Below are 14,808 nucleotides of genomic sequence, written 5' to 3'. Positions count from 1 at the left end.
ACAAATCTTATTAAAAAAAAATGCTTAGCATAACTGTTTTGAATATTTAATTCATATTTTGTTTATTATTATAATTATTTTTTTATTAAATAATGTTTTAACATTTAAAAACAGGTTGTCCTTTAGATAATTTAGACTAATTATAAATAAAAATAATCCAGCTCAATTTGAACTGGATTATTTTCTTTTTAAATAAATTATATGATTACTTCAACTTCTTCTTCACCGCAACCTCTTCATAAACTTCAAGAATGTCGCCCTGTTCGATATCGTTGTATCCTTTCAGGTTCAATCCACATTCGTAACCTTTTGTTACTTCCTTTACGTCGTCTTTGAAACGTTTTAAACTTTCAAGTTCACCATCGAATTTCACGATGCCATCTCTAAGCAAACGCACTTTAGACTGTCTCGTAACTTTTCCGGTAAGAACCATACAACCTGCAATGGTTCCCACTTTAGAAATTTTGAATACTTCACGAATCTCAACATTACCAATAACCTGCTCCTGAATTTCAGGAGAAAGCATTCCCTCCATTGCTTCTTTTACCTCATCAATCGCTTTATAGATTACAGAATAAGTTCTGATTTCAATTTCTTCACGGTCTGCAAGATCTTTAGCATTTGCTCCAGCTCTTACATTAAATCCGATAATAATAGCATCAGATGCTGCTGCTAAATTGATATCAGATTCAGTGATCTGTCCGACACCAGAGTGAAGGATTTTCACGCTGATCTCTTCTGTTGATAATCTTTGTAACTGATCAGAAAGCGCTTCTACCGAACCATCCACGTCACCTTTAAGGATAATATTCAACTCTTTGAATTCTCCTAAAGCAATACGTCTACCCAATTCTTCAAGCGTCGTATGTTTTTTAGTTCTGATGGAAAGTTCTCTCTGAAGTTGTTCTCTCTTGTTGGCAATCGCTTTACCCTCACTTTCATCTGCATAAACACGGAATTTATCACCCGCTGTAGGCGCTCCGTCCAGACCTAAAATAGTTGCTGGGATTGAAGGACCTGCTTCTGAAAGATTTTTACCTCTTTCGTCAAGCAAAGCTTTTACTTTACCGTGGTTTTTACCAGCTACCACATAATCACCAACTCTTAAAGTTCCGGTTTGCACCAACATGGTTGCTACATAACCTCTACCTTTATCCAGAGAAGCTTCAATAACAACTCCGTTTGCTGAACGATCAGGATTTGCCTTTAATTCAAGTAATTCAGCCTGTAATAAAACTTTTTCAAGCAATACATCGACATTGTTACCGAATTTAGCTGAAATTTCCTGCGCCTGAACATTTCCACCCCATTCTTCTACCAAAATATTCATTCCGGAAAGCTGCTGACGGATGTTATCAGGATTCGCATTCGGTTTATCAACCTTATTGATTGCGATAATCATTGGAACTCCTGCAGCCTGTGCGTGAGAGATCGCTTCTTTTGTCTGAGGCATTACATCATCATCCGCTGCAATCACGATAATTGCAATATCGGTAACCTGCGCACCTCTCGCCCTCATCGCGGTAAAGGCTTCGTGACCCGGTGTATCTAAGAATGTAATTCTTTGTCCGTTTTCCAGTTTCACGTTATAAGCACCGATGTGCTGAGTAATCCCTCCTGATTCACCAGCAATTACATTGGTTTTTCTGATGTAATCCAGTAATGAAGTTTTACCGTGGTCTACGTGACCCATTACCGTTACGATCGGAGCTCTTGGAAGAAGATCTTCTTCGTTATCAATTTCATCTTCAGAATCTGAATCTTCAAGATCCGCATCAGAGAATTCTATTTTATAACCAAATTCATCAGCTACCAATAATAAGGTATCTGCTTCCAGCCTTTGGTTCATGGTAACCATTACTCCTAATGAGAAACACGCAGAAATTACTTCTGTAGGAGACACATTCATTAAGCTCGCCAATTCACCAACCGTGATGAATTCAGTTACTTTTAATGTTCTGTCTGCCGCATCAATTTCCTGTTGACGCTCGTCCTGTTCTCTACGGAAGTTTCTTTTATCTTTTCTGTGTTTTGCAGATTTAGATTTACCTCCTTTATTGGTTAATTTTTCAAGGGTTTCCTTGATCTGGTTTTTAACTTGTTCGTCTGTTAACTCAACAGGCATTGTTCTTTGACCCGGTCTGTTACCTCCTTGTCCGCCTCTGTTGAATCCACCTCTGTTTCCACCTTGTCCACCCTGACCTTGAGGACGGTTTCCTTGTCCGCCTTGGTTATTTCCAAAACGGTTTCCACCTTGACCTCCTTGTCCTTGAGGGCGGTTTCCTTGTCCACCCTGACCTTGAGGACGGTTTCCTTGTGCGCCCTGGTTATTTCCAAAACGGTTTCCACCTTGACCTCCCTGTCCTTGTGGACGGTTTCCTTGTCCTTGATTATTTCCTCCCTGTTGATTATTGTTTCCACCCTGGTGATTTCCTCCGCCCGGTTTCTCAATTCTCTTTCTTTTCTTTTTAGCTCCCGCTCCAGGTTTAGGAGCAAACTGAGTTAAATCGATTTTTTCTCCAACAATTTTAGGACCATCAAGTTTTTGATAAACCGTTTCAATTTTTTGTGGTTCCTGAGATTCCTCTTCTGCTTTTGCCGGTTCAGCCGTTTTTTCTTCAACGGGTTTTGCAACAGGTTTTTCAGCAACAACAGGTTGCGGAGTTTCTTTTACAGGTTCTGCAGGTTTAGCCACAGGTTTTTCTTCTTCTTTTTTCTCTTCCGCTTTTGGTTTATCTTTTTTCACAGGTCTGTTTCTGGATTCGATCTGGGAAAGATCTATTTTATCCAAAACTTTAAATTCCTGTTTTTCAGGAGTTGCTTTTACTTCAGGAGCAGGCGCAACTTCTTCTTTTTTCTCTTCCACCACAGGTTGCGGTTTCGGAGCCGGAACTTCTTCAGCTTCTGGCTTTTTAGGCTCTAGATCTATTTTACCTAAAATTTTAGTTTCCGATTTGTTAGCTTTAGCTCTTATTACTTCAGGGGTTTTCTTTTCTTCAATTTCCAGTTTTTCTTCCGGAACTTTCGTGATCACCACCTCATGGGAAGCTTTACGTTGCTCGCCGTCCTTGGCAAACTCAGCCTCCAATGCAGAATATGCCGCTTCTTCTAATTGAGCGTTAGGATTGCTTTCAACCTCAATGCCCTTTGACTGTAAAAATTCTACTAATCTGGACATCGAAATATTGAATTCCTTAACCGCTTTATTTAATCTAATTTTTGGCATCTATATTATTTACTATTTTTTTAATTCTTAAAATTAAAGTATTTCTTTTTTACTGTTTATTAAAATTTATTTACAAATCTTAATCTTCGAATTCTTCTCTCAGAATACGTTTCACTTCTTCAATCGTTTCCTCTTCAAGGTCAACCATATTCAGTAAGCTTACAGTTTCCTTGTCTAAAACTGATTTTGCAGTAGTAAGACCTACTTTCTTAAATTCATCCAAAATCCACTGCTCGATATCATCATTGAACTCTGTAAGCTCAACATCATCATCTTCGCTGGATTCTCTATGCACATCAATCTCATAACCTGTCAACCAAGAAGCAAGTCTGATATTCTGACCCTGTTTTCCGATTACCTTAGAAATCTCTTCAACCGGAGTGTATACTAAAGCATATTCCTGCTCCTCGTTGATGTCAATTTTATTGATGGTAACATTTCCTAAAGCTCTCTTCACCAAAATCTCAGGGTTTTTGGACCACTGAATAACATCGATGTTCTCATTTCTCAACTCTCTTACCACTCCATGAATTCTGGATCCTTTTACCCCTACACAAGCTCCTACCGGATCTATTCTGTCGTCGTAAGCATCTACTGCAATCTTAGCCTTTTCTCCAGGAATTCTTACTACTTTCTTAAGCATAATAGTTCCGTCCTGAATTTCAGGGATTTCCAGCTCTAATAGTTTTTCTAAGAATTTAGGTGCAGTTCTGGAAATAATAATCTGCGGTTTTGAACCTTTGAAATCTACTGTTTCAACAATAGCTCTGATATTCTCACCCTTTTTAAAGAAATCGGATGGAATCTGATTTTCTTTAGGCAAAATGAATTCGTTCCCCTCATCATCCAGCAAAATCACGTGCTTATGACGGATATGGTGGATCTCTCCTACTACAATCTCCCCGATTCTGTCTTTAAACTGCTCGTACAACATGGCATTGTTGTGCTCCTGCAATTTTGTAGCCAAGATCTGCTTTAATGTAAGAATATTTCTTCTTCCCAACTGTGCAACAGGAATTTCCATCGTAAAATCTTCTCCCACTTCAAAAGTAGGGTCAATTTTCTTAGCTTCAGAAATCTCGATTTCCAAATCATCATCTTCAGACATTTCGTCCTCCACGATCGTTTTATTTAAAAATATCTGAAAATCTCCTTTATCAGGGTTTACAATCACATCAAAATGATCATCCGAATCATATCTCTTTCTCAAAAGTGTCTTCAGAGAATCTTCAATAATTGCCATAAGATCAATCTTACTGATCCCTTTTTCGTCTTTAAAATCACCGAAGGATTCAATCAACGCTATATTGTCCATTTATTCTTTTTTCTTTTAAAATTTAATTGTTACTAATGCTTTCTTAATCTCAGAGTACGGAATTTCTTTTTCCTCCTCCACATCCACTTTTCCTTTACCGATGTCTTTCGGCTTGCGGTAACGCAGGATGAGTGTGATCTTTTCTTCATCTACTTTTGCCAGTTCGCCTTCCGTTTTGGTAGAGTCATTCAGTAAAACCTCAATTTCTCTTCCGATATTTTTTGCAAACTGTCTCGGAGTTGCCAAAGGCTCGCTTAATCCCGCAGACATTACCTGTAAGCTGAAATCATGCTCTTCCCGATCCATATTAAATTCAATCGCGCGGCTTGCATCAAGGCAGTCCTGTAAAGAAACACCGTTGTCACCATCCAAAATCACGGTGATGTCATCCCCCGCAGAAATCTTTAAATCGATTAGGAATAAATCTTTTCTGGTCTCGAGGAATTCATGTAATAATTCTTCAATTCTTTTTCTAAACTCCATAAAATATATAAAATCCTGATGTACGGTACGAAAAAAGGCTTTCTTGCGAAGGCCTTCCCATTTTTTCCGTAAATCCACTGCAAATATACGAATTTTTATTAAAAAAGCAAAACATCTTATTATCAACAGGATATGTATTGTTCATTTACCGGAAATTAAAGACGGGCGTGATGGTATTTTTAGTATTTTTGTGGTTGAATTTTTAAAAAACATACATTTTGAATATTACTATTGTAGGAACAGGTTATGTAGGACTGGTTACAGGAACCACTCTGGCAGAGCTTGGCAATTCAGTATACTGTGTAGATATTGATGAAAAAAAAGTAGAAGGAATGAAAAGCGGCGTAGTTCCCATCTATGAGCCGAATCTTGAAGAAATGTTCCTGAGAAATATACAGGCTGAAAGATTATTTTTCACAACCAATTTAAAAGAAGCTCTGGATAAGAGCGAAGTTATTTATTTAGCCTTACCGACTCCTCCCGGAGAAGATGGTTCCGCCGATCTTTCCTATGTGCTGAAAGTGGCGAACGATATTGGCGAAATGATGACGGAATCCAAAGTTGTTGTCAATAAAAGCACCGTTCCCGTAGGAACAGCCGATAAAGTACGTGAAGTTATCGCTTCAAAAACGCAGATTCCTTTTGATGTGGTTTCCAATCCTGAATTTTTAAGGGAAGGGTTTGCCGTAGAGGATTCTATGAACCCAGCAAGGGTTGTTGTAGGAGCAAGCTCTGAAAAAGCACAGGAAATTATGGCTAAAATTTATCAGCCATTCACCAACACCGGAGTTCCTATTATTTTTATGGACGAAAAATCTTCTGAACTTACAAAATACGCAGCCAATTCATTCTTGGCAGTAAAAATTACTTTCATGAATGAAATTGCCAATTACTGTGAAAAAGTAGGCGCTGATGTAGATAAAGTGAGGCTTGGAATGGGAAGTGACGACAGAATCGGGCATCGGTTTTTATTCCCAGGCATCGGATATGGAGGAAGCTGTTTTCCAAAGGATGTGAAAGCATTGATAAAATCCGGAAAGCAGGAAGATTTTAATTTTCAGATTTTAGAAGCGACAGAAAATGTAAATATTGCCCAAAAAGTAGTCCTTGTTTCGGAGATTGAAAAGTATTTCGGAGGAAATATCGAAGGAAAAACGATCGCAATGTGGGGATTAGCCTTCAAAGCGAATACCGACGATATTCGTGAGGCTTCTTCTTTAGACAATATTGCGTTACTTCTGGAAAAAGGGGCAAAGATTGTTGCTTATGATTCGGTTGCAGAAAACAACGTAAAAAAAATATTAGGCGACAAAATTCAGTACGCAAAAAATATGTACGAAGCTCTGGACAATGCAGATGCTTTGTTTATCGCAACAGAATGGCCGGAATTCAAAAATCCGAATTTCGAACTGATGGCAAAAAGAATGAACAATAAGGTGATTTTCGACGGACGAAATATGTATCCGCTGGAAATTCCTGAGCAGAATGGTTTTTATTATAAAAGTATAGGACGTAAAACAGTTTTAAATTAATCAGATGAAAAATATAATCATCACAGGCGGAGCAGGCTTTATCGGCTCGCACGTGGTAAGAGAATTTGTAAAAAATAATCCTGAAACAAAGATCATCAATCTTGATGCACTTACATATGCAGGAAATCTGGAAAACCTGAAGGACATCGAAAACGAACCTAATTACGTTTTCGAAAAAGCCGACATTACAAAACCTGAAGAACTTAGAAAAGTCTTTGAAAAGTACAATCCAGATGCTGTTGTGCATTTAGCGGCTGAAAGTCATGTAGACCGAAGCATTACGGATCCTATGGCATTTATTAATACCAACGTGAACGGAACCGCCAATCTCCTGAATCTTTGCAAGGAATTCTGGACGTTAAATCCGGATCACACCCACGGAAGATTCCCTGATGAGAAGAGAACAAATCTTTTCTACCATGTTTCTACAGACGAAGTATATGGAAGTTTAGGAGAAACAGGATTTTTCTTAGAAACCACAGCTTATGATCCGCAATCTCCGTATTCGGCTTCAAAAGCGGCTTCAGATCATTTGGTAAGAGCTTACGGAAATACGTACGGAATGCCGTTTATCATTTCAAACTGCTCAAATAATTACGGTCCGAATCATTTTCCGGAAAAGCTGATTCCTCTTTGTATTTCGAATATTATTAACGAAAGACCTTTACCTATATACGGTGACGGAAAATACACAAGAGACTGGTTATTCGTTATTGATCATGCCAAAGGAATTCATCAGATCTTCAACGAAGCCAAAACCGGAGAAACGTATAATATCGGAGGTTTCAACGAATGGCAGAATATCGACTTGGTAAAAGAATTAATCAAGCAAATGGATGCTAAATTAGGCAGAGAAGAAGGCTACTCTGAAAAATTAATCACTTTTGTAAAAGACAGACCGGGACATGATAAAAGATATGCTATTGACGCTACAAAACTTAATTCTGATCTTGGATGGAAACCTTCTGTAACCTTTGAAGAAGGTTTGGCGAAAACCATCGACTGGTATCTTGAGAATAAAGAATGGCTTGAAAATGTAACAAGCGGAGATTATCAGAAATACTACGAAAAACAGTATCATTAAAAATTAAACACAGATTAACCGATGAAAGGTATCATTTTAGCCGGAGGTTCCGGAACCAGACTTTACCCTCTTACCATCGCGGTAAGCAAGCAGTTAATGCCTGTTTATGATAAACCGATGATTTATTATCCGCTTTCAACATTGTTATTAGCAGGAATTAAAGATATCTTAATTATTACAACACCCCACGATCAGGAAGGATTTGTAAAATTATTAGGAGACGGATCACAGATTGGCTGTAATATAGAATATGTCGTTCAGCCAAGTCCGGATGGTCTTGCACAGGCTTTTATTTTAGGAGATCAGTTTATTGGAAATGATGCTGCAGCATTGGTTTTAGGCGATAATATTTTTTACGGCTCAGAAATGGGAACTTTACTTAAAAACAAGACTAATCCTGATGGAGGTGTTGTTTTTGCCTACCACGTTTCAGATCCTGAAAGATATGGCGTTGTAGAATTTGATGATGATCTTAAAGCTGTTTCTATCGAAGAAAAACCTTTACTGCCGAAATCAAATTATGCCGTTCCCGGATTATACTTTTACGATAATGAAGTGGTTGAAATTGCTAAAAACATTCAGCCTTCCGCGAGAGGAGAACTGGAAATCACTGATGTAAATAACGTATACCTTCAAAAAGGAAAACTTGAAGTAGGTGTTCTCGACAGAGGTACAGCATGGCTGGATACGGGAACTTTTGATTCTTTAAACGATGCTTCTGAATTTGTAAGAGTAATCGAAAAGAGACAGGGCTTCAAAATCGGCTGTATTGAAGAAATTGCTTTCAGAAATAAATTCATCAACGAAGAAAAATTACTGGAAACGGCAACCAAATATGGAAAAAGCGGTTATGGGGAATACCTAAAAAAATTAGTTAATAAATAACCGGCTAAATTAATATATTTTAAAACTATTGGCTTTACGGCTGATAGTTTTTTGTTCATAACAGTAAATATTAATATATTAGTTGATATTTTCTTACTTTAAATGAATAATTATTCACAATAAAGAAAACGATAAATAAATTAAATAATCTAAATTTGCATTAAAATTTTACACAGATGAATGACCCACAACAAAAGTGGACAGAAACAATTGAAACCCAACATTCTTTGTTTGATCTGAAGCTTAAAGAAGTATGGCGCTACAAAGATCTTGTCTATATGTTTGTAAAAAGAGACTTTGTTTCCAGTTTCAAGCAAACCATTTTAGGACCAATCTGGTTTTTCATAAATCCAATTTTAACAACAATTGTTTATCTGGTGGTTTTTGGAAAGATTGCCAACCTCCCGACTGACGGAGCACCTCCACTATTATTTTATCTGGCAGGAGTAACGCTTTGGAACTATTTTGCAGGATCACTTACCGGTACTTCTTATACTTTTACAGGAAATGCTTCAATTTTTGGAAAAGTATATTTTCCAAGACTTGTGACGCCAATTTCAATTGTTATCTCAAATCTTATGAGATTGGCAGTTCAGTTTCTTTTATTTGTTATTATTTGGGGATATTATTTATCTAAAGATGAAATTCATCCTAACCTATGGATGTTGGCAACGCCTTTTCTGATCGCCTTAATGGCTATTTTTGCATTGGGAGCCGGAATGCTGTTTTCTTCACTTACTACTAAATATAAAGATCTCGGAATGCTTTTGGGATTTGGGGTGAGTTTATTTATGTACGCTACACCCGTGATCTATCCGGCATCAGCATTATTCGGACCTTTCAAAAAAATTTCCTACTACAATCCGCTTACAGGTATTTTTGAATGTTTCAAATATGGCTGGCTTGGCGTAGGCGACTTTTCTCCTTTAATGCTTGGAGTCAGCACGATTATTATTTTTATACTATTTACAATCGGACTGGTTACTTTTAATAAAGTGGAAAAAACATTTATGGATACCGTATAATACTTAAAAACACAAAATATGCTGGCTTTAAAAGCAGAAAATATATCAAAGCAATATCGCCTTGGGCAAGTCGGAACAGGAACTTTATCTCATGACCTTAATAGATTTTGGTACAAGGTAAGAGGAAAAGAAGACCCGTATCTTAAGATTGGTGAAGCCAATGACAGAACGACTAAAGGAGAATCTGAATATGTGTGGTCACTACAGAATATTAACTTTGAAATCGCACAAGGAGATGCTGTAGGAATTATTGGAAGAAACGGTGCAGGAAAATCTACACTGCTGAAATTATTGAGTAAAGTAACAAAGCCAACAACCGGCAAAATATACAGCAACGGAAGAATAGCCTCACTTTTAGAAGTTGGAACAGGTTTTCATCCCGAAATGACAGGTCGCGAAAACGTTTATCTGAATGGTGCTATTCTTGGAATGACAAGAAAAGAAATCACAAGAAAATTTGATGAAATTGTTGACTTTTCAGGGGTTGAAAGATATATTGATACCCCTGTAAAAAGATATTCTTCAGGAATGTATGTACGTCTGGCTTTTGCCGTTGCAGCACATCTTGAATCTGAAATACTTATTATTGATGAAGTTCTTGCCGTAGGAGATGCAGAGTTCCAGAAAAAGTGTCTGGGAAAAATGGGTGACGTAACAAAAGGGGAAGGCAGAACTATACTTTTTGTAAGCCATAATATTACAGCAATTAAAGAACTTTGTAACGCCGGTCTTTTACTGGAAAAAGGAAACCTTGTAACTCAAGGAGACATTAATAAATGTATTATTGAATATCAAAAGAACAGTGATATTAAATTCTCTTACGACTATTCCAATGATAATGTAAGGGTTGAAAATGATAAAATTTTGGTAAAATCGTATAAGGCAGAGCCTATTAATGGCGATATGATCAACATTAAGTCCGGAATTATAATTACCGTTACATTCATGTGTAAACTGAAAGATGTAGATATTGATCTTTCATTTTTCCTGAAAAACAGTCATGATCTTACTGTGATGAGTACAGGAATAATGGTAAGTCAAAACAAAAACTCAGAAAAAGGAGACTATACGGTAAGTTTTGAAATTCCGCCTTATACAATTAATGAAGATTCTTATTATTTTGATTTTTTTTGGGGGATAAACCGTTCAGACATAGCTTTCAGAACAGAATTATTCGGATTTGAAGTACATGGTATGCAGAATCAGTTTGGTGAAATCATCAAATCGCCTGGTATTTTATTTCCGCGCATTACCCATAAAGTTGAAAAAATCTAAAAAGATCCAAAAAAATAATCATTGCTAATAATTTTATACATTTACAAGAATCATTAAACAATATTCATCATTAATGGATAGTCCTCATATTATACATTTTTCTAAAATAGGTTCTCAGGATCTGGGTTATATTACTGTAGCTGAAGAACAAAAAAACGTTCCTTTTGAAATAAAGAGAGTTTACTGGACGTATTACACGCCTCAGGACGTTATTCGTGGTGGTCATGCACACAAAGAGCTTGAGCAGATCATTTTTGCAGTTTCTGGGACTATAGAGTTTAATACATTAGATATGGAAGGGAATAATGAAACGTTTATTCTGGATACTCCATCCAAAGGACTTTATATTCCAAAACTAATTTGGAGAGATATAAAATTCAGCCATAGTGCAGTTTTATTGTGCTTGGCTTCAGAATTATATGACGAGAAAGATTATTTCAGAGATTTTGATGAGTTTAAAAATTATAAACAATGATACATCCTTTAGCCAACGTTCAATCTAAAAACATAGGTGAAGGCACCATGATATGGCAGTTTTGTGTGGTTTTGAAAAATGCGACTATTGGTAAAAACTGTAATATAAACTGTCAGGTACTGATAGAAAATGATGCCATAATTGGTGATCAGGTCACCATAAAGCCAGGAGTACAAATATGGGACGGAATTACTCTTGAAGATAATGTATTCATTGGTCCGAACGCAACCTTTACAAACGATTTATTTCCGAAATCAAAAAATAAAGAATTTAAACTTATAAAAACTCTGGTGAAAAAAGGCGCTTCCATTGGTGCAAACGCAACAATATTAGCAGGAGTAACAATCGGGGAAAATGCACTTGTAGGAGCCGGAAGTGTAGTAACAAAAAACATTCCCGATAATGAAATATGGGTGGGAAATCCCGCAAAATTTTTAAAGAAAAATAACAATGATTAAATTTCTGGACTTACAAAAAATAAATCTTTCTCATCAACAGGAGATTGAGGAAGCTTTATTAGAGACTTTCCGTTCCGGATGGTATTTGCTGGGAGAGAAAGTAAAAACCTTTGAAGAACAGCTTTCAGCCTATTGCAATGTTCCTCATGCTATAGGAGTTTCCAATGGTCTGGACGCTTTAAGGCTGATTTTCCGTGCATATATAGAATTGGGAGTAATGAAGGAAGGAGATGAAGTTTTGGTTCCTGCAAATACATACATTGCATCACTTCTTGCGATCACAGATAATAAACTGGTTCCGGTTTTGGTAGAACCGGATATTGAAACGTATAATATTGATATTAATAAAATAGAAGAAAAAATATCTTCCAAAACCAAAGCCATTCTTTTGGTTCATTTATATGGAAGTATCGTTTTCTCGGAAGAAATTAAAGCCCTTGCCGAAAAATACAGCCTGAAAATTGTAGAAGATAATGCACAGGCTATCGGAGCTGTCTGGAAAGGTAAAAAATCCGGAAGTTTGGTTGATGCAGCAGGATTCAGTTTTTATCCCGGAAAAAATTTAGGTGCTTTAGGTGATGGAGGTGCAGTTTCTTGTGAGGATGAAACCCTTGCAAAATGTATCAGAGCTTTAGCCAACTATGGTTCTCAGAAAAAATATGTTAATCAGTATCAAGGCTATAATTCAAGATTAGACGAAATTCAGGCGGCTGTGCTTTCTGTAAAACTTAAATATCTGGATGAGGAAAACAACAGAAGAAAAGAGATTGCCAATCGTTATCTTGCTGAAATAGTCAATCCTTCAATTATACTTCCAAATCATAAAACCGAAGAGAACAGCCATGTTTATCATCTTTTTGTGATCAGAACAGAAAAAAGAGATCAACTTCAGGACTATCTTGAGGAAAACGGAATACAGACTTTAATTCATTATCCAATCCCTCCTCATCATCAGGAAGCTTATTCTCATCTTAAAGCACTGGAGTTACCGATTACAGAGAAAATTCATCGTGAAGTATTAAGTTTACCGATTTCTCCCGTGATGTCAGATAATGAAGTCACAAAAGTTATTATAACCTTAAATTCTTTTAACCCATGATACTTAATGTAATTTTTTCCTATAATCGTGCAGTACAGCTGGATTATTTAATTAAATCTATTTTAGAACGTTTTAAAACAGATTCTAAAATTGTTATTCTTTATCATACTACGGGTGCACATAAAGACGGATACGAGCTGTTAAAGAAAAAATATGAAGATAAAGGAGTTTCGTTTGTTGAAAGAAAACCTGTTTTTTTTGACGCCTCCTTTATTAAAGCCTTAAATTCTAAAAAAGATTGGAAATTTTTTAAGGAGAAAAACCTTTTCAGTAAAAAAAGTGATAATTTCAAAGGACTTCTTCAAAAAATAATCCGTGAAAGCAACTGTGAATTTGTAATGTTCAATACAGATGACGGCGTTTTTTTTGAAGATGTGATCATTCCTGAAGAAGTTTTTAAGATCATTAGAAACAATCCAGAAAATGCTTCCTACAGAATGTATGTAGGAGAGAATCTTGAAGGACATCCTGATTACATAGAGAAAAAAGAAGGCTATCTTCAATGGGACTATTATTATGATAAGGCATTCCATCACTGGACATTTCCTTTTTCAGTAGATGCCACTGTTTATCATTCTAAAGGGCTATTGAAACATCTTGAAAAAATGGTGTATCACAATCCTGTTACATTGGAGGAAAACGGATACCAATACATTACTAAAAATAAATTATTCAGCATTGGTTTAAGCCCCATACGTTCTCAGCTTGTTGCTACCAAGCTGAATAGAGTTTCAGTAGACAGTTTAAATCCGACGATACATATTAAACCGGAATTTTTAAATGAAAAATTTCTTGACGGTTACACATTGGAATTAATTATTCCAGAATTTATTGATAACGCCAATATTGTTCCTTCAGAAATATATCTTGTAAAAGATGATCAAAGAGAATTAATTTATGCTTTGGATGATCAGGGAAAAAAAATACAAAGTTTATTGGGCATAGAAGGAGCTAAAGAGCAATTGGAATAATCTAGAATTTTATTAAACAATGGGTACTCCTTTAGTAACAGTAATTTCCGTTTCCTACAATCATTCCAGATATATAAAGGAAAATCTTGACAGCATAAAAAACCAGACTTATAAAAACATCCAGCTTATTGTGGGTGACGATGCTTCATCGGACAATTCTGCAAAAGTTTTCCAAGAATGGCTACAAAGTAATAATTATGATGCTATTACAAATTTTCACAACATAAATACGGGTTTAGCAACGATGCTGAACGAATGTATTGAACTTGCAGAAGGAAAATATGTGAAAATAATTGCCTCTGATGATTATCTTCATCCGGAATCTATAGAAAACTGCGTTGCAGCAATGGAAAAATCCGGAGATGAATACGGAATGATATTTACAGACTTTTGGGCAATAGACGATAACAATCAATCCACTGAACTCTTCCTTCAATATAATAGTCACAACCATTTCTTTAATTCTGATGGTTCACTAAAAAAAGATCAGCTGGTAAAATACAATTGCATTATTGCTCCTACTGTGTTAATGAGAAAAGACGCTCTTATATCTACCGGAAAGTATGAACCTCATATTCTTCTCGAAGACCACGACAGATGGCTCAGAATAAATGAAATAAAAAAAATATTATTCATTAATAAAAAACTAGCATACTACAGAGTTTTACCAACAAGCGTTACAAATACCCGCAATGAAAGAATGATAGAGGAAGATCTTTATATTAGAATGAAATATGACAAAACAGGAATCAACGAAAGTAACTTATTTCATTATATTTCAACGAAATATCGTAATAGCGAAAAAATTCCAGCTCTAATAAAAAATGAATACCTACAATATCCTTTCAGAGTAAAAAGATTGACATTCGCTTTAAAAAATAATATTTCTCCATTTTTATATTATCTTCTGTTAAAGTTTGGAAAAAAAATAAAATAAATTGATAGTACTGCTCGTAGAATCGTTAATCTCATCAACTAAT

General features: G+C 36.0%; 13 protein-coding genes. 10 read left to right on the top strand and 3 right to left on the bottom strand.

All coding sequences use genetic code 11. The features are described 5' to 3' along the window. Positions 1–205: 205 nt before the first annotated feature. The 3 genes from infB to rimP all read right to left on the bottom strand — a co-directional run bounded on the left by infB (position 206) and on the right by rimP (position 5,024). Entirely contained in the window at positions 206–3,226 is a 3,021-nt protein-coding gene (infB, locus tag BW951_RS08445) for a translation initiation factor IF-2 (protein WP_076391762.1), read from the bottom strand. A 79-nt stretch (positions 3,227–3,305) separates the two neighbouring features. Next, positions 3,306–4,541 carry a transcription termination factor NusA gene (nusA, locus tag BW951_RS08440; RefSeq protein ID WP_076391760.1) on the bottom strand — a complete coding sequence of 412 codons (1,236 nt, stop codon included), beginning with the start codon at positions 4,539–4,541 and terminating at the stop codon, positions 3,306–3,308. A 15-nt stretch (positions 4,542–4,556) separates the two neighbouring features. Further along, positions 4,557–5,024, bottom strand: coding sequence for a ribosome assembly cofactor RimP (gene rimP, locus BW951_RS08435; protein ID WP_076391758.1), 468 nt, complete (start codon positions 5,022–5,024; stop codon positions 4,557–4,559). 218 nt (positions 5,025–5,242) lie between these two features. On the opposite strand from rimP, the gene BW951_RS08430 reads away from it, so the two are divergent. The 10 genes from BW951_RS08430 to BW951_RS08385 all read left to right on the top strand — a co-directional run bounded on the left by BW951_RS08430 (position 5,243) and on the right by BW951_RS08385 (position 14,765). Next, positions 5,243–6,556, top strand: coding sequence for a UDP-glucose dehydrogenase family protein (locus BW951_RS08430; protein ID WP_076391756.1), 1,314 nt, complete (start codon positions 5,243–5,245; stop codon positions 6,554–6,556). A gap of 4 nt (positions 6,557–6,560) precedes the next feature. Next, entirely contained in the window at positions 6,561–7,640 is a 1,080-nt protein-coding gene (gene rfbB / locus BW951_RS08425) for a dTDP-glucose 4,6-dehydratase (RefSeq protein WP_076391754.1), read from the top strand. 21 nt (positions 7,641–7,661) lie between these two features. Next, entirely contained in the window at positions 7,662–8,525 is an 864-nt protein-coding gene (gene rfbA, locus BW951_RS08420) for a glucose-1-phosphate thymidylyltransferase RfbA (protein ID WP_076391752.1), read from the top strand. 176 nt (positions 8,526–8,701) lie between these two features. Next, entirely contained in the window at positions 8,702–9,550 is an 849-nt protein-coding gene (locus tag BW951_RS08415) for an ABC transporter permease (protein ID WP_076391750.1), read from the top strand. 18 nt (positions 9,551–9,568) lie between these two features. Then, positions 9,569–10,825: an ABC transporter ATP-binding protein gene (locus BW951_RS08410; protein ID WP_076391748.1), complete on the top strand. Its 1,257-nt coding sequence runs from the start codon at positions 9,569–9,571 to the stop codon at positions 10,823–10,825. A 73-nt stretch (positions 10,826–10,898) separates the two neighbouring features. Beyond that, positions 10,899–11,300, top strand: coding sequence for a sugar 3,4-ketoisomerase (locus BW951_RS08405; RefSeq protein ID WP_076391746.1), 402 nt, complete (start codon positions 10,899–10,901; stop codon positions 11,298–11,300). After that, positions 11,297–11,758: an acyltransferase gene (locus BW951_RS08400; RefSeq protein ID WP_076391744.1), complete on the top strand. Its 462-nt coding sequence runs from the start codon at positions 11,297–11,299 to the stop codon at positions 11,756–11,758. The genes BW951_RS08405 and BW951_RS08400 overlap by 4 nt, the downstream gene beginning before the upstream one ends. After that, positions 11,751–12,857, top strand: a complete 1,107-nt coding sequence (locus tag BW951_RS08395) for a DegT/DnrJ/EryC1/StrS family aminotransferase (RefSeq protein ID WP_076391742.1) — start codon at positions 11,751–11,753, stop codon at positions 12,855–12,857. The genes BW951_RS08400 and BW951_RS08395 overlap by 8 nt, the downstream gene beginning before the upstream one ends. Beyond that, entirely contained in the window at positions 12,854–13,828 is a 975-nt protein-coding gene (locus tag BW951_RS08390; protein WP_076391740.1) for a hypothetical protein, read from the top strand. The genes BW951_RS08395 and BW951_RS08390 overlap by 4 nt, the downstream gene beginning before the upstream one ends. 19 nt (positions 13,829–13,847) lie before the next feature. Continuing rightward, positions 13,848–14,765: a glycosyltransferase family 2 protein gene (locus BW951_RS08385; protein ID WP_076391738.1), complete on the top strand. Its 918-nt coding sequence runs from the start codon at positions 13,848–13,850 to the stop codon at positions 14,763–14,765. Positions 14,766–14,808: the final 43 nt, after the last annotated feature.

The organism is Chryseobacterium gambrini (genome assembly GCF_900156825.1).
Taxonomy (GTDB): domain Bacteria; phylum Bacteroidota; class Bacteroidia; order Flavobacteriales; family Weeksellaceae; genus Chryseobacterium; species Chryseobacterium gambrini.
This window is presented reverse-complemented; position numbering and strand designations above follow the sequence as displayed.

Bases quoted from the DNA above. Each gene is read 5' to 3' on its own strand.
- BW951_RS08400 (WP_076391744.1), top strand. From the start codon at position 11,297: ATGATACATCCTTTAGCCAACGTTCAATCTAAAAACATAGGTGAAGGC.
- BW951_RS08385 (WP_076391738.1), top strand. From the start codon at position 13,848: ATGGGTACTCCTTTAGTAACAGTAATTTCCGTTTCCTACAATCATTCC.
- rfbB (WP_076391754.1), top strand. From the start codon at position 6,561: ATGAAAAATATAATCATCACAGGCGGAGCAGGCTTTATCGGCTCGCAC.
- nusA (WP_076391760.1), bottom strand. From the start codon at position 4,541: ATGGACAATATAGCGTTGATTGAATCCTTCGGTGATTTTAAAGACGAA.
- infB (WP_076391762.1), bottom strand. From the start codon at position 3,226: ATGCCAAAAATTAGATTAAATAAAGCGGTTAAGGAATTCAATATTTCG.
- rfbA (WP_076391752.1), top strand. From the start codon at position 7,662: ATGAAAGGTATCATTTTAGCCGGAGGTTCCGGAACCAGACTTTACCCT.
- BW951_RS08405 (WP_076391746.1), top strand. From the start codon at position 10,899: ATGGATAGTCCTCATATTATACATTTTTCTAAAATAGGTTCTCAGGAT.
- BW951_RS08395 (WP_076391742.1), top strand. From the start codon at position 11,751: ATGATTAAATTTCTGGACTTACAAAAAATAAATCTTTCTCATCAACAG.
- rimP (WP_076391758.1), bottom strand. From the start codon at position 5,024: ATGGAGTTTAGAAAAAGAATTGAAGAATTATTACATGAATTCCTCGAG.
- BW951_RS08390 (WP_076391740.1), top strand. From the start codon at position 12,854: ATGATACTTAATGTAATTTTTTCCTATAATCGTGCAGTACAGCTGGAT.
- BW951_RS08410 (WP_076391748.1), top strand. From the start codon at position 9,569: ATGCTGGCTTTAAAAGCAGAAAATATATCAAAGCAATATCGCCTTGGG.
- BW951_RS08415 (WP_076391750.1), top strand. From the start codon at position 8,702: ATGAATGACCCACAACAAAAGTGGACAGAAACAATTGAAACCCAACAT.